This is a genomic window from Streptomyces viridochromogenes DSM 40736 (genome assembly GCF_000158955.1).
In the GTDB taxonomy this organism is placed as follows: Bacteria; Actinomycetota; Actinomycetes; order Streptomycetales; family Streptomycetaceae; genus Streptomyces; species Streptomyces venetus.
Genome location: NZ_GG657757.1, coordinates 8,423,832 through 8,437,755, shown reverse-complemented (window position 1 = coordinate 8,437,755; position 13,924 = coordinate 8,423,832). Strand labels below are relative to the sequence as shown.

The 13,924-nt window shown below is 71.9% G+C and carries 14 protein-coding genes; 3 read left to right on the top strand and 11 right to left on the bottom strand.

Going from position 1 to position 13,924, the window contains the following annotated elements; all coding sequences use genetic code 11:
* Nucleotides 1–15: 15 nt before the first annotated feature.
* Genes SSQG_RS37080 through SSQG_RS37040 form a run of 9 tightly spaced genes read right to left on the bottom strand, consistent with a single transcriptional unit; the run spans nt 16 to nt 8,248 of the window.
* Complete coding sequence (locus tag SSQG_RS37080) at nt 16–825, bottom strand: enoyl-CoA hydratase/isomerase family protein (protein WP_003995141.1); 810 nt, start codon at nt 823–825, stop codon at nt 16–18.
* Nucleotides 822–1,595, bottom strand: a complete 774-nt coding sequence (locus SSQG_RS37075; RefSeq protein ID WP_003995140.1) for an SDR family NAD(P)-dependent oxidoreductase — start codon at nt 1,593–1,595, stop codon at nt 822–824. The genes SSQG_RS37080 and SSQG_RS37075 overlap by 4 nt, the downstream gene beginning before the upstream one ends.
* A complete protein-coding gene (locus tag SSQG_RS37070) occupies nt 1,592–2,368 on the bottom strand; it encodes an SDR family oxidoreductase (RefSeq protein ID WP_003995139.1) in 777 nt (258 codons plus the stop codon). The genes SSQG_RS37075 and SSQG_RS37070 overlap by 4 nt, the downstream gene beginning before the upstream one ends.
* A complete protein-coding gene (locus SSQG_RS37065; RefSeq protein ID WP_244299401.1) occupies nt 2,365–3,657 on the bottom strand; it encodes an acyl-CoA dehydrogenase family protein in 1,293 nt (430 codons plus the stop codon). The genes SSQG_RS37070 and SSQG_RS37065 overlap by 4 nt, the downstream gene beginning before the upstream one ends.
* A gap of 37 nt (nt 3,658–3,694) precedes the next feature.
* Nucleotides 3,695–4,669: a phosphotransferase family protein gene (locus tag SSQG_RS37060; RefSeq protein WP_039934464.1), complete on the bottom strand. Its 975-nt coding sequence runs from the start codon at nt 4,667–4,669 to the stop codon at nt 3,695–3,697.
* Nucleotides 4,666–5,886 (bottom strand): acyl-CoA dehydrogenase family protein, encoded by a 1,221-nt coding sequence (locus SSQG_RS37055; RefSeq protein WP_003995136.1) that lies wholly within the window; start codon nt 5,884–5,886, stop codon nt 4,666–4,668. Before SSQG_RS37055 ends, SSQG_RS37060 begins: the two co-directional genes overlap by 4 nt.
* A gap of 39 nt (nt 5,887–5,925) precedes the next feature.
* Entirely contained in the window at nt 5,926–7,071 is a 1,146-nt protein-coding gene (locus tag SSQG_RS37050) for a thiolase family protein (protein ID WP_003995135.1), read from the bottom strand.
* Nucleotides 7,068–7,454 carry a Zn-ribbon domain-containing OB-fold protein gene (locus SSQG_RS37045; RefSeq protein WP_003995134.1) on the bottom strand — a complete coding sequence of 129 codons (387 nt, stop codon included), beginning with the start codon at nt 7,452–7,454 and terminating at the stop codon, nt 7,068–7,070. The genes SSQG_RS37050 and SSQG_RS37045 overlap by 4 nt, the downstream gene beginning before the upstream one ends.
* Before the next feature lie 5 nt (nt 7,455–7,459).
* Entirely contained in the window at nt 7,460–8,248 is a 789-nt protein-coding gene (locus tag SSQG_RS37040; protein ID WP_003995133.1) for an enoyl-CoA hydratase/isomerase family protein, read from the bottom strand.
* Nucleotides 8,249–8,415: 167 nt separating this feature from the next.
* On the opposite strand from SSQG_RS37040, the gene SSQG_RS37035 reads away from it, so the two are divergent.
* Nucleotides 8,416–9,279 carry a 3-hydroxybutyryl-CoA dehydrogenase gene (locus tag SSQG_RS37035; protein WP_003995132.1) on the top strand — a complete coding sequence of 288 codons (864 nt, stop codon included), beginning with the start codon at nt 8,416–8,418 and terminating at the stop codon, nt 9,277–9,279.
* A 395-nt stretch (nt 9,280–9,674) separates the two neighbouring features.
* Here the strand turns inward: SSQG_RS37035 and SSQG_RS37030 are convergent, their stop codons facing one another.
* Entirely contained in the window at nt 9,675–10,829 is a 1,155-nt protein-coding gene (locus SSQG_RS37030) for an acyl-CoA dehydrogenase family protein (RefSeq protein ID WP_039935778.1), read from the bottom strand.
* 109 nt (nt 10,830–10,938) lie between these two features.
* Complete coding sequence (locus tag SSQG_RS37025; RefSeq protein WP_003995130.1) at nt 10,939–11,742, bottom strand: SDR family NAD(P)-dependent oxidoreductase; 804 nt, start codon at nt 11,740–11,742, stop codon at nt 10,939–10,941.
* Nucleotides 11,743–11,835: 93 nt separating this feature from the next.
* Here SSQG_RS37025 and SSQG_RS37020 point away from each other — a divergent pair, with 93 nt between their 5' ends.
* Both SSQG_RS37020 and SSQG_RS37015 read left to right on the top strand, forming a co-directional pair.
* Nucleotides 11,836–12,876 carry an NAD(P)-dependent alcohol dehydrogenase gene (locus tag SSQG_RS37020; RefSeq protein WP_003995129.1) on the top strand — a complete coding sequence of 347 codons (1,041 nt, stop codon included), beginning with the start codon at nt 11,836–11,838 and terminating at the stop codon, nt 12,874–12,876.
* A 141-nt stretch (nt 12,877–13,017) separates the two neighbouring features.
* The gene (locus SSQG_RS37015; protein ID WP_003995128.1) at nt 13,018–13,758 is read left to right on the top strand and encodes an SDR family oxidoreductase; all 741 of its coding nucleotides are present in this window, start codon (nt 13,018–13,020) and stop codon (nt 13,756–13,758) included.
* Nucleotides 13,759–13,924: the final 166 nt, after the last annotated feature.

Below are 13,924 nucleotides of genomic sequence, written 5' to 3'. Positions count from 1 at the left end.
GGTGGGATACGGGGGTCAGGGGCGGGGCGGGATGCGCGTGAAGTCGGGCGCCCGCTTGCCCAGGAACGCGGCGACGCCCTCACGGCCCGTGTCCGAGGCGGCCGCGGCCGCGAGCGCACGGGCCTCGCGGTCCAGATGCGGCCCGAGGTCCGTGGTCAGTCCGGCGGTGACGAGGCGACGGGTGGCCCCGAAGGCGGTGGTGGGTCCCCCGCGCAGGGCCTCGGCGGTGCGTTCGGCCTCGGCGGTCAACCGGTCGGGGGCCACGGCACGGCTCACCAGTCCGATGGCGGCGGCTTCCGCCGCGGGGACGCGGCGGTTGGTCAGCAGGAGGTCCAGGGCCCGCTTGGGGCCGACGAGGCGGGGCAGGAACCAGCTGACTCCGGCGTCCGGTGAGTATCCGATGCCGGTGTACGCGGCGGTGAACGAGGCGTCGTCGGCGGCGAGGGTCACATCGGCGGCCGCGGCCAGACCGATGCCGGCGCCCGCCACCGACCCCTGCACGGCGGCCACCACGGGCGCGTCGCTCGCGGCGAACGTGCGCAGGGCGTCGTGCAACGCGTCGGTCACCGCGGTCAGGTGCTTCTCCAGCGCCTCACCGGAGAGCCGTGAGAACTCCCTGAGGTCGCCGCCGACACAGAAGGACTTCCCCTCACCGGTGAGCAGCACGGCCCGTACGGCCTCGCGCGCGCAGGCCCGCGCCGCCTGAAGCAGTCCGCGCGCCAGGTCCAGGTCGATGGCGTTGCCCGCCTCGCCCCGGCGCAGGGTGACGCGGGCCAGGCCCGCGTCGTCGATCTCGAGACCGACCGTCGTCGTCCCGGCCGTCATCGCGCCGTCCATCCGCCGTCGACGGTCAGCACCTGTCCGGTGCAGTACGAGGAGGCGTCCGAGGCGAGGTACAGCAGCGCGCCGTCGAGTTCATGGCCGTCGCCGCCGCGCCGCAGCAGGGTGTTGCGCTCGACCCAGCGGCTGGAGCGCTCGTCGCCGAAGAGGCCCTCGGTCATCTCGGTGCGGAACCACCCCGGGGCGAGCGCGTTGACGCGGGTTCCGCTCGTCCCCCACTGTCCGGCCAGTTCACGCGTCAGTCCGATCAGTCCGGCCTTGGACGCCGAGTAACTCGCGCCGCCCAGGGGTGCGGCGGTCACCAGGCCGAGGATGGAGGAGACGTTGATGATGCTCCTGCCTCCCGTGTCCCCGGGTGCCTCGGCGGTGAGGCGGGCCAGGTGGTAGGGCGCGGTGAGGTTGACGCCGAGGACGTCGGCGAAGGCGTCCGGTGATTCGTCCTCGGCGCGCGTCTCGCCGGAACTGGCCGCGTTGTTGACCAGGATGTCGAGCCGGCCGGTGGCGGCCAGGGCGGTCTCGGTCAGCCGCGTACGGTCGTCGGCACGTGAGACGTCGCAGGCCACGGGGTGGATGCGGGTGTCGGAGTCCGCGAGTTCCTTCAGCCGGTCGATGCGGCGGGCCGCGGCGAAGACGGTGGCGCCGGCCTGGGCGAGGACCGCGGCGAAGCGTGCGCCGAGCCCGGCGGAGGCGCCGGTGACGACGGCTGTCCTGCCCTGGAGCGAGAACAGTTCGGCGGCGGATCGTGGCGTGCTCACTCGTCCACTCCGATCGGCAGGGCGGTCGCTCCGCCGTCGAGCACCAGGGTCTGGCCGGTCATCCAGGAGGAGGCGTCGCAGGCCAGGAACAGTGCCGCGTTCGCCACGTCCTCCACCGTGCCGAGGCGTCGCAGCGGCAGTTTGGCGGTGAGGACCGGCTCCCGCACCTCCCACACGGCCCGCGCCAGCTCCGTCTTGATCAGTCCGGGGGCGATGGCGTTCACCCGTGCCCGGGGCCCGAGTTCGTAGGCGAGCTGCCGGGTCATGTGCAGCATGGCGGCCTTGGTGGCGTTGTAGTAGCCGATGTGCGGGTCGACGATCAGCCCGCCGACGGAGGCGATGTTGACCACCGCTCCCCCGTGCTCGGCCATCCACGCCCGCCAGGCGTACCGGGTCCAGGCGATCATGCCGTACTGGTTGACGCGTACGGTCTTCTCCGCGCGCGGCAGGTCCAGGTCGAGCAGATCGCCGTGGTACGGGTTGGTCGCCGCGTTGTTGACGAGGATGTCGATCCGGCCGAAGCGGGCCATGGTCTCCTCGACGCAGGCTTCGGCCTGCTCGGGTTCGCCTGCGTTGGCCACGACCGTGTGCAGGTCGCCGTCGCCCTTGACGCGCAGCAACTCCTCGCGGGCCGCGGCGAGTCCGGCCGCCTTGCGGGCCGCGATCACCACGTGTGCGCCTGCTGCCCGGTAGGCGGTGGCGATGCCGAGTCCGATGCCGCGGGATCCGCCGGTGATGACGGCGACCCGGCCGTCGAGAGTGCCGCCGCTCACGCCGCCCCTGCTTTCATGTCGGTCTTCTCCTGCTCGGTCTTCTGGTGCTCGGCCTTTTCCTGCTCGGACTTGTCCTGCTCGGCCGTCTTGCGGTACTTGGCGAGTTCCTGACGGGCCACCGTCCGCAGATGCACTTCGTCGGGGCCGTCCGCGATGCGCAGTGCTCGTGTGATGGCGTACAGCCGGGCCAGTACGGTGTCGTCGCTGACCCCCGCCGCGCCGTGCGCCTGCACCGCGCGGTCGACCACCTTGTGGGCGACCTCCAGCGCCGCGACCTTGATCGCCGCGACCTCCATGCGGGCGGCGGCGTTGCCGACGGTGTCCATCAGCCAGGCGGACTTGAGGACGAGGAGACGCAGCTGCTCGATCTCGATGCGGCTGCGGGCGATCCACTCGCGCACCACCCCCTGGTCGGCGAGCGGTCCGCCGAAGGCGCTGCGTTCCGTGACGCGTTCGCACATCAGCTGCAGGGCGCGTTCGGCGAAGCCCACGGCGCGCATCGCGTAGTGCATCCGCCCCGGACCGAGCCGTCCCTGGGCGAGCGCGAACCCCTCCCCCTCGCCCCTCAGGATGTTCTCCACCGGCACGCGGACGTCCTCGAAGAGCACGTCACCGTGTCCGAGCCGGTCGGTGTAGCCGAACATCGGCAGGTCGCGCAGGACCGTGACGCCCGGGGTGTCCCGGGGGATGAGGAGCATGCTCTGCTGCCGGTACGTGGGCGCGTCCGGGTCGGTCTTGCCCATCAGGATGATCAGTCTGCAGTCGGGGTCGAGGATCCCGGAGGTGTACCACTTGCGGCCGTTGACGACGTAGGCGTCGCCGTCGCGGGTGATGCGGGTTCGGATGTTGCGGGCGTCGGAGCTCGCGACCTCCGGCTCGGTCATGGCGAAGCACGAGCGGATCTCCGCGTCCAGCAGGGGGCGCAGCCACCGCTCCTGCTGTTCGGGCGTGCCGTACAGCGCGAGCAGCTCCATGTTGCCGGTGTCGGGCGCCGAGCAGTTGAACACCTCGGGGCCGATGATGGAGCGGCCCGCCAGCTCGGCGAGCGGCGCGTACTCGAGGTTGCTGAGCCCCGCGCCCCAGTCGCCGTGCGCCATGAAGAGGTTCCACAGGCCCTCGGCGCGCGCCTTCTCCTTCAGTTCCGCCATCACGGGCGGCAGGGCGTGCGGGTCGTCCGCCTCGGCGAGCTGCCGGTCGTAGACCGCTTCCGCGGGGAGGACGTGCTGCTCCATGAACGACCGCATGCGGCCTTGGAGTTCACTCGCTCGGGGCGAGAATCCGAAATCCACGATGGCTCCTGTCCGGGATTCGTGTGGTGGGTCCGGATCAGCCGAGGATGTCGCGTGCCGTGCTGATCATCGCGGCGATGGTGGGCGGCAGTCGCTCCTGGTCCGGGTCGTGGTGCTTGCCCTCGCGGTGCCGGCGCAGGTTGTGGCCCATGATCGCGGCCATCTTCATGCGGCCGAGTGCCCGGAACCAGTCCATCGCGGGCAGTGCGGGCCGGCCGTCGAGGTAGGCGTCCAGCAGTTCGGCCTCGCTGGGCAGACCGGGCACGGCACGCCCCAGCCGGGGGAAGTTGCGGTGGTCGGCGAAGAGCAGGAACCACCCGAGGTCGATGCGCGGGTCGCCGATGCTCCAGATCTCCCAGTCGACGACGGCTGCCGCGCGCTCGTCGACGCACAGCACGTTGCCGAGCCGGAAGTCCCCGTGCAGCAGCACCGGCGGGAGGCCGCCGGGCACATCACGGGCGAGGCGGGCGAGCAACTCCTCTCCGCCAGGGCGCAGTTCGGCGGGGACGGCGTGCAGGGTACGGCTCCACCGTTCCAGCTCCCCCGCCGCGTCGAGCGGTTCGGGCGGGTCGAGCCCGGGCGTACGGGTGTCGGTGGCGTGCAGGCGCCGCAGCACGGCAGCGACCTCCAGCATCCGGGCGCGGGCCGTCGCGGCGGGCACCCCGGGCTCGTCGAGTACCGGCTCGACGGCCTCGCCGGACGCGAACTCCATGGCGAACCACGCCGGTTGCGTCTCGTCGACGGCGGCGACGCCGGGCACCGGAACCGCGGACCCGGCCAGCGCGCCCAGCACCCGTGCCTGACGTAGCACGTCGTTGCGCCCGACGGGTTTCTGCCCGGGAGGCACCGCCTTGACGACGTACCGGGCGTCCCCTGCGGTGATCGAGTACGTCAGCCCCGAGTGGCCGCCCGGCAGCACCGTCAACTCGCCGACCGGGGCGCCCGGATGGCGGCGGGCGAGCCGGTCGCGGACGCGGGCGGACAGCTCCGGCAGCTGCGTGGCCGTGCTCATCGGACGGGCTCCTTCGGCAGGCCGAGCACCCGTTCGGCGAGGATGTTGTGCTGGATCTCGTCGGTGCCGCCCGCGATGCTGTATCCGGGGGCGCCGAGCAGGTGCTCCGTCCAGGCGTAGGTGCCCCACTGGCCCGTGTCCGCGACGAGGCTCGGTCCCAGCAGCTCGGAGACCAGGTCACTGGTGCGCCGCATGGTCTCGGTGGCGTAGAGCTTGCCGACGGAGGCCTCCGCGCCGGGTTCGCGTCCGGCGACGAGGGCGGCCGTCACGCGCAGTCCGACGAGCCGCTGGACGAGCGTGCGGATGTGGAGGTCGGCGGCCCGCTGCTGTTCGCTGCCGGTGAGCGGGCGGTGCAGGTTCCCGGCGAGTTCCAGCGCCCGGTCGGCGTTGTCCAGGCCGAGGTTGCCTGAGTCGAGGCGTTCGGCGGCCAGCACACTGAGCGTGACCCGCCAGCCCTCTCCGACCGGCCCGAGCCGGTCGGTGTCGGGCACCACCACGCCGTCGAGGTAGACCTCGTTGAAGCTGGTGCCGCCGGTCATCTGCTGGATGGGCCGTACGGTCACGCCCGGCGCGTCCATGCGCACCAGGAAGACGGTGATGCCGGCGTGCTTGCGTACGTCCGGGTCGGTGCGGCACACCGCGACGCCCCAGGTCGCGACGCGGGCCCCGGAGGTCCACACCTTGTGTCCCTGGAGCACCCATCGGTCGCCGTCGCGCACCGCCCGCGTGCGCACCGCGGCGAGGTCGGAGCCGGCCTCGGTCTCCGAGAAGAGCTGGCAGGCGAGTTCGTCGGTGCGCAGCATGGGGCGCAGCCAGCGCTGCTTCTGCTCCTCGGTGCCCCAGATGCCGATCGCGGGGGCGACGAGCTGCTGCGTCACGGGGAAGACCTCGGTGCGGTGGGGCACGTCGAAGGCCGTCTCTTCGGTGCGGTAGAGCTGTTCGTAGTACGCGGGCAGGCCCCGCCCCCCGTACGTCTTGGGCCAGTTGAGCGCTCCCCATCCCTGGTCGTAGCGGGTGCGTTCCCACTCCTGGGTGCGGGCGGTGTGCTCGCGTTCCTGTTCCTCGGTCCAGTTCTCGAACACGGCGACGGAGTCGGAGCCGCTGCCCCACTCCCCGTCGGCGGCGCGCGGCCGGGCGACCGTGGCGAGCCACTGCCGGGTCTGGGCGCGGAACGCCTCGGGGTCGGGGACAACGCCGGGTTCCGGGGTGCCTTTCATCGCTTCTTCCACCTCCGATCGGTACGTTCAAGGGACGGGTCAGCGGGACAGCACCGTGCAGGCGCTCACGCCGGGGGCGCCGTACACATGGGTGAAGCCGGTCCTGGGTTCGCCGGGGACCTGGCGCTCGCCGGCCCGTCCGCGCAGTTGCTGGACGATCTCGTAGACCTGGCGCAGTCCCGAGGCACCGATGGGTTCGCCGTTGGCGATGCAGCCGCCGTCGGTGTTGACCGGCAGGGTGCCGCCGATGCCGGTGGCACCGGCGGCGACCAGCCGCTCCTGCTCGCCGTCCTCGCAGAACCCGCACTCGGCCATGTGCATGACCTCGGCGCCGCTCTCGGTGTCCTGCAGCTGGCAGACGTCGACGTCGCCGGGTCCCATGCCGGCTTCCTCGAAGGCGGCGGCGGAGGCGTCACGGCTGACGCTGGTGAGCGGGCCCGGGGGGATCGAGGGGCTGAACACCTCGAACGAGCCGAAGCGCCGCGTGCGGACCGCCGCCGCGCGCAGGGTGACCGGCGTGCCCTCCAGGGTGCGTGCGGCCTCGGGTGAGCACAGCACCAGCGCGGCCGCGCCCGCTCCCGGGGAGCAGAACATGTACCGGGTCAGCGGATCGCTGACCATGCCGGAGTCGAGGATCTCCTCGGCGGACACGGGCTTGCGGCGCCACGCCTGCGGCGTCAGGCCTCCGTTGTGGTACGCCTTCTCGGCGACCAGGGCCAGGGTGCGCGGGGTGATTCCGTGGTCGTGCATGTAGCGCTGGATCTTCATGCCGAAGAACTGGGTCGTCACCATCAGCCCGTCGCTGCCGTACTCCGCTCCCAGTCCCCAGTCCTCGGGCCTCGGGTCGAAGGCGCCGCGCGGGTGTTTGTCGAAACCGACGGCGAGGACGACGTCGGCCATGCCGGAGCGGATCGCGTTCACGGCGGACACCAGTGCGCTGCCGCCGGTGGCGCAGCCGTTCTTGACGTTGACGAACGGCAGTCCGGTGAGGCCGAGTTGGGTCACCAGCGTGTCGGCGAGGCCGGCGTTGTCGCTGCCGCCGAACGCGGCCCCGACTCGCGACCACTCGATACCGGCGTCCGCCAGCGCGGCGTTCACCGCGCCGAGGGCCAGGTGCCGGCCGCTGGCCTCCGACCGGCCGAACGGGGTGCGCCCGGCGCCGCAGATCAGGACGTCGGTACTCATGAGCCCTCCTCGCCGGGGGTCGTGGGCCTGGCCCGTGGGACGCCGTCGCCCGCTGTCACGGTGAGGGGCATGCCGATGCGGATGCCGTCGAGGTCGTCGACGTCGAGCACGGCGGCCACCCGCAGGCCCTCCGCCAGCTCGACGTAGCCGAGCGCGAACGGCTCGAAGCCGTCGGGCGGCATCCGATAGGGCGGTGACTTGGGGGCGTACCGCTGCACGGTCCAGGTCCACAGCGTGCCGGTGCCCTGGAGGACCGCGCTGTCGGCCGGTCCCCCACAGCGTGGGCACGCGTCGTCCGCGGGGTAGGCCGTCACCGCGCAGCCGGAGCAGCGTGAGCCCTGGAGCCCGACGGCGACGGCCGGACTCCGCGGATCCGTGGCCATCGGGATCAGCGCCCCTGCCACTTGGGTTCGCGCTTCTCCAGGAATGCCGACACGCCTTCATTGGCGTCCTCGGAGTTGAGGGCCACGCCCACGGCGAGGTGTTCCATCACCATCAGCGACTGGGTGTCGGCGTCCAGGCTGCGGTCGATCGTCATCTTCGTGAGCCACATGGTGAAGGGGCTCTTGTCGACGAGGTCACCGATGAAGTCCTCGACCGTCGCGTCCAGCTTGTCCGCCGGCGCGGACTTGTTGATCAGTCCGAACTCGGCGGCCTCGACACCGGAGAGGAGCTTGCCGGTGAGCATCAGCTCCTTGGTCTTGCGGATGCCGATCATGCGCGGCACCCGGTAGATCGGCCCGGCTCCGCCGAACAGCGCGCGGCGGATGTGGAAGTCGCCGATCTTGGCGTCGTCCGCGGAGATGGCGAAGTCGCAGGAGATCATGATCTCGAAGCCGCCGGCGGTGACATGGCCCTCCAGGACCGCGACCGAGGGGGTCTTCATCGAGTAGAGGCGGTCGCACACCTTCGCGGACTTCACCGCCACGTCGATCGCGTTCGACTTGCCGACGTACTCCGCTTTCAGGCTGTCGAGGTCGAAGCCGGAGCAGAAGGTGCCGCCGCGGCCGCGCACCACCAGAACCCGCAGCTCGGGGTCCTCGTCGACCTCCGTGATGATCTCGTCGAGCCGGTCCAGGATCGGCACGGTGACACAGTTCTTCTTCCACGGGCGGTTGAGCCACACACGGGCGACGTGGCCGTCACGCTCGAACTGGATCTCGTCTTCCACTGCCATCTTCCAACCCCTCCAAACTGAACTGAATTCACTATGAGTCTGGGAGGCTCGTGGACAGCTGTCAACCCTTGCGATCAAACCAAACCGAATCCGATTCAGCTCTTGATGTGCGGACCCGCTTCGGTTCCAATGACTGAAGCTCACGACCGCTCTCAGGAAGGACCTCCATGTCCGGCATCTCCCGTCTCGGCGTCGTCGGCTGCGGGCTCATGGGCTCCGGCATCGCCGAGGTGGCCGCACTGCGCGGTCTCGATGTGACCGTCGCCGAATCGAGCCCCGACCTGGCCGTCGCCGGCCGCGACCGCGTCGCCGCGTCCCTCGACCGCGGCGTACGTCGCGGCAAACTCACCGAGAGCGACCGGGACCAGGCCCTGGCCCGGCTCTCCTTCACGCACGACCTCGGGGGGCTGGCCGACCGGCAGTTCGTCGTCGAGGCCGTCGCCGAGAACCGGCAGGTGAAGCTGGAGGTCTTCCGTCAGCTGGACAAGGTGGTCTCGGACCCGGAGGCCGTCCTCGCCACCAACACGTCCTCGATCCCGGTCGTCGACCTCGCCGTGGCCACCGGCCGGGCCTCCCATGTCGTGGGCCTGCACTTCTTCAACCCCGTGCCGGTGCAGAGGCTGGTCGAGGTGATCCCCGCTCTCACCACCGGCGCCGACACCCTGGCCCGCGCCCGTGCCTTCGCGGCCGAGCAGTTGGGCAGGACGGTCGTCCAGGCCCCCGACCGCTCCGGCTTCGTGGTCAACGCGCTGCTGGTGCCGTATCTGCTCGCCGCGATCCGCATGGTCGAGTCCGGGGCGGCGCGCGTGGAGGACATCGACAGCGGCATGGAGCTCGGCTGCGCCCACCCCATGGGTCCGCTGCGGCTACTCGACCTGATCGGCCTGGACACGGCCCAGGCCGTCGCCGAGTCGATGTACGAGGAGTTCAAGGAGCCGCTGTACGACGCTCCCCCACTGCTGCGGCGCATGGTGGCTGCGGGCCGCCTCGGCCGCAAGAGTGGCCGCGGTTTCTATGTGTACGACGGCTGACCAGGCCGATCACCGCCCACGCACGAGCGTCACAGCGGCCTCACGGCCCGTACGGCCAAGGCCTTCGGCGTCCTTGGCGGCAGCGCGTCGAGGCGACGAGCTGCGCGTTTGAGGCGGACGCCGTCGGCGGGCGTCGGGATCACGGCACCGTACCGCGCCCCTGACCTCGGGGCGCCACGCTCAGGCAGCTCCGTGGCGGCCTCGGCTCGGAGGGCCACCATGCCGGCGTTGCCCTGGGCCGGCCGCCGCTGGTAGGCCCCGTCGGTCTCGTGGGGAGCGGCGACGGTGGCGACGAGGTGGTTGCGAAGAGTGAGACCGGAGAGCAGTGTGCGCGGCGGCGGCCATGCGGCTGCGGCCTTCGTCGTCCGTCCCTCGTCGGCTGCCCTCCGGCCTCGTCAGGCGGCGGAGCCGGTGGTGAAGCCGACGAGTTCGGCGAGCCGGACCCGGTGCCGGTCCGTCGTGCCGAAGAGGACCTCGGCCCCGCGCGCGCGGCGCACGTACAGATGGGCCGGATGCTCCCAGGTGAAGCCGATGCCGCCGTGCAGTTGGACGTACTCGGCCGTCGCCAGACGGAAGGTCTCGGAGCAGACCACGGCGGCGGCACAGGCGGCCACCGGCAGGTGCGGTGAGAGGGCGGCGGCGCAGGCCGTCGCGTAGGAGGACGCGGAGCGTGCCGCTTCCAGCGTGACCAGCACGTCGGCCAAGCGGTGCTTGACGGCCTGGAAGGAACCGATGGGCCGCCCGAACTGCTGGCGCTGTCCGACAAATTCGACGGTGGCGTCCAGTGCGTGGCCGCTGCCGCCGACCTGCTCGGCCGCCAGCGCGGCCCGCCCGGTGTCGAGCGTCGCCGCGACGGTGTCCTCGGCACCGCCCGTGGTGCCCACCGTGATGGCCGGTGCCCCTCGGAACTCCAGCAGCGCTTGGCGGCGCGTCTCGTCCAGCACGCGGCGCGGAGTCCGCCGGGTGGTGTCCGGCGAGGGCTCACAGGCGAACAGCTCTGGTCCGGCCGGGGTCCGCGCCCGTACCAGAACAAGATCGGCGCCGGCCCCGTCGAGCACGAAGTCCGCCCGGCCGCGCAGCACCCAGCCGGAACCAGCCCGCTCCGCCGTGACCTCGGGCTCGTCGGCTCCCCCGGCGTCGAACCCGGCCACGGTCGCGGTGAGCGTGCCGTCGGCGATCCGCGGCAGATAGCGCTCGCACGCCGTGCGGTCGCCGCTGTACAGCAGGGCATGAGCGGCGAGGACCACGGTGGGCAGCAGCGGCGCGCAGTACAGGGCGCGCCCGGCTTCCTGCAGAGCTACCGCCAGTTCGGCGAAGGTGAAGCCCGCCCCGCCGTACTCCTCGGGAACGGCCAGCCCGTGGACCCCGATCTCCCCCGCGAGCCGCGCCCAGAGCTGTTCGTCGTGTCCACGCGGGGTGGCCATATGTTTGCGGACGTCCTCGGGACCACTTGTCTCGGTGTAGAAGTCCCGCAATACAGCCCGCAGTTGCCGCTGTTCGTCTGTTTCGGACAGCGACTGGGGGTCGATCTCGGGGTGCCGACGGTGCATGGAGGTCTCCATCGTACTCGTACGTCGCACATACAAGAACTGAACTCAATTCACTCACCGTAGGTGCAGGGCTCCGGACGGGCAAGACCTGCGCGCGAGCCGGTTTCGCTCAGACGGTGAACCGGCCGCCGTTGGCGAGCAGCACCGCGCCGACCAGATTCGCCGCGGCCTCGCTCGCCAGGAAGAGCGCGATGTCGGCGATCTCCTCGGCGGTGGCGTACGGACGCACCCTCGGGTCGGCGAAACCGGCACGCAGCACCTCGGGCGTGCGTGCGGCCATCCCCGTCTCGGTCGGCCCCGGGGCCACCACGTTCACCCGGATCCCGGACGCGATGACCTCTTTGGCCACGGCCTGGCTCAGCGCGTGCACGGCGGCTTTGGAGGCGGCGTAGTGGGGATAGCCGACGGGCGTGTCGAAGGCCGACGACGAGCCGATCACCACGATCGCCCCGGCCTCGAAGGGTCGCATGGCCCGCACCGCGGCACGCAGCACATGGAACGTGCCGTCCAGGTTCGCCCGCATGACGCGCCGCCAGGCCGTGTCGTCGAGAGAACCGGTCACCTCGACCGGCCGCCCCTCGACCAGGGCGTCCGCGATACGCGCCTTCGCCTCGGGGTCGTCGACCCCGGCCGCGTGCACCAGGATGTCGAGCCGCCCGTGCCGCCGCAGTACGTCCTGGACCGCGCCGTCGACCTGAGCCGCATCCGCCACGTCGAGCGCGACCGCGCGAGCGGCGGGCAGCTCCTTCGCGACGGCCTCGGCCCCGTCGCCGTTCAGGTCCACCAGGACGACGGCCCGCGCCCCTTCCGCCGCCAGCTTCCGGGCGGCTGCCGCACCCATCCCGGAGCCGGCGCCCGTCACCATCGCGACCTTGCCCGCGAACCTGTCCGTCCGCGCGTCCGTCCCGGTCAAGACGATCTCCCTTCACCGCACTGGCCATATTGAACTGACTTCATCTCTGTTACCGTGACGGCTGCGGGACTGACAAGACCTGGGACGGTGAAGATGAGGGCATTGCGACTCACGGCGTGGGGCGAGCCCCCGGCACCGGCCGAGGTCGAGCGGCCCGTCCCCCGGGGCGCCGAGGTCCTCGTGCGGGTCGAAGCCACCGGCCTGTGCCACTCCGACCTGCACGTCATGGCAGCGGCCGCGGGGGCTCTCCCCTACCGGCTCCCGTTCACGCTCGGCCACGAGGTCGCCGGGCGGATCGCCGCCCTGGGGCCCGGCACCGACGGGGTGCGGGCCGGTGACCGCGTGGTGCTCTACGGGCCGTGGGGCTGTGGTACCTGTGACCGGTGCGACGCGGGCCGGGACAACTACTGCGACCGGCGCGACACCCTCGCCTGGCACGGGGCGGGACTGGGCCGGGACGGCGGAATGGCCGAGTACGTGCTCGTCCCGTCCGCCCGCCATCTGGTGCCGATCGACGACCTGCCCGCCGATCAGGCGGCTCCGCTCTCGGACGCGGGTCTGACGTCCTACCACGCTGTGGCCGGACTGCGGCACGCACTCGGGAAGGGCAGCACCACCGCCGTCATCGGCGTCGGAGGACTGGGGCACCTGGCCGTGCAGATCCTTCGCGCGACCACCGGGAGCCGTGTGCTGGCGGTCGACGTCCGGGAGGACGCTCTGGCTCTCGCGGACCGCTCCGGCGCAGACTTCGGCACCCTGGTGCGGGCGGACACCGCCCGTGTCCTGAAGGCGCGGACCGGTGGCGCGGGCGTGGACGCCGTGCTCGACTTCGTCGGCACCACGCAGACGCTGGAACTCGCGGTCGGTGTCCTGCGGCCGGGTGGCGAACTCGCCGTGGTGGGCAGTGGAGGGGGGCGTCTGGCCGTCTCCAAGCCGGGTGTTCTCCCGCCGGGCTTCAGGCTCTCCCTGCCCTTCTGGGGTACGCGCCCCGAACTCGCCGAGGTCGTCGCGCTGGCCCGCTCGGGCGCGATCCACGTCGAGACGGAGCACTTCCCGCTGTCCGCCGCGCCGGAGGCGATCGCCCGGCTTCGCCGGGGCCGGGTGCGCGGGCGGGCCGTACTCGTCCCCGACTGACCAGGCGCAGCCCCGATCGGCCAGGCGCAGCCCCGATCGGCCAGGCGCAGCCCTGACCGGCCAGGCGCAGCCCTGACCGGCCAGAGGCAGATCCGGCCGACCGGGCTCGGACATCACGCGTACGCGGAAGGGAAGTTCAGGATGCGCTTCGACGGAAAAGTCGCCCTCGTCACCGGCGGGGCCCGGGGCATGGGCGCCTCACACGCACGTGGGCTGGCCGCGGAGGGCGCCCGGGTCGCCGTCTGCGACCTGCTGGACGACGAGGGAAAGGCCCTGGCGGAAAGTCTCGCCGGCGCGCGGTACCACCACCTCGACGTGACCGACGAAGAGGCGTGGCAGTCCGTCGTCGGCGCCGTCGAGGACACCCTCGGTCCGGTGGACGTCCTGGTCAACAACGCGGGGATCGTTCACTTCGGCGGCGTGGAAGAGCAGTCGCCCGAGCACTTCCGCCGGATCCTCGACGTCAACGTGGTCGGCACCTTCCTGGGCATGCACACCGTTCTGCCCGGCATGCGCCGCCGCGGCCGCGGGGCGGTCGTCAACATCTCCTCGGCCGCCGGCCTCATGGGCTTCGCCGACGGCATCGGCTACGTGACGAGCAAGTGGGGGATCCGGGGAATGACCAAGGCCGCGGCACTGGACATGGCGGGCACCGGGGTGCGCGTCAACTCCGTACACCCGGGTGTCATCCGCACCCCCATGGGGGAGAGCGCCGCCCCCGCGCTCTTCGCCGACCAGCCGGTGCCACGCATCGGGGAGCCGGAGGAGGTCACGCGCATGGTGCTCTTCCTCGCCGGCGACGACTCCTCGTACACCACGGGCGGGGAGTTCCTGGTGGACGGCGGCCAGACCATCGGCCACGTCGGTCACGCCCGCGGCTAGTGCCGCGGCAGGCAACGTTTGCCCGTCAAGGAGCGGCGTCCGGTGCGTCCTCTGGGGGTACCCCCTGCTCGAAGAGCTTGGGGGAGTGCCGGCCGGAAGCCGTCGTACTGGATGTACTTGGGCTTTCGGCCGGTGCGGCGAGAGGGCGTGCCGGGCGTCGCGACGG

What these genes read in the sequence shown, in the direction of transcription:
- SSQG_RS37060 (WP_039934464.1), bottom strand. Translation starts at nt 4,669, where the DNA reads ATGAGCACGGCCACGCAGCTGCCGGAGCTGTCCGCCCGCGTCCGCGAC.
- SSQG_RS37055 (WP_003995136.1), bottom strand. Translation starts at nt 5,886, where the DNA reads ATGAAAGGCACCCCGGAACCCGGCGTTGTCCCCGACCCCGAGGCGTTC.
- SSQG_RS37035 (WP_003995132.1), top strand. Translation starts at nt 8,416, where the DNA reads ATGTCCGGCATCTCCCGTCTCGGCGTCGTCGGCTGCGGGCTCATGGGC.
- SSQG_RS37080 (WP_003995141.1), bottom strand. Translation starts at nt 825, where the DNA reads ATGACGGCCGGGACGACGACGGTCGGTCTCGAGATCGACGACGCGGGC.
- SSQG_RS37040 (WP_003995133.1), bottom strand. Translation starts at nt 8,248, where the DNA reads ATGGCAGTGGAAGACGAGATCCAGTTCGAGCGTGACGGCCACGTCGCC.
- SSQG_RS37020 (WP_003995129.1), top strand. Translation starts at nt 11,836, where the DNA reads ATGAGGGCATTGCGACTCACGGCGTGGGGCGAGCCCCCGGCACCGGCC.
- SSQG_RS37030 (WP_039935778.1), bottom strand. Translation starts at nt 10,829, where the DNA reads ATGCACCGTCGGCACCCCGAGATCGACCCCCAGTCGCTGTCCGAAACA.
- SSQG_RS37050 (WP_003995135.1), bottom strand. Translation starts at nt 7,071, where the DNA reads ATGAGTACCGACGTCCTGATCTGCGGCGCCGGGCGCACCCCGTTCGGC.
- SSQG_RS37045 (WP_003995134.1), bottom strand. Translation starts at nt 7,454, where the DNA reads ATGGCCACGGATCCGCGGAGTCCGGCCGTCGCCGTCGGGCTCCAGGGC.
- SSQG_RS37015 (WP_003995128.1), top strand. Translation starts at nt 13,018, where the DNA reads ATGCGCTTCGACGGAAAAGTCGCCCTCGTCACCGGCGGGGCCCGGGGC.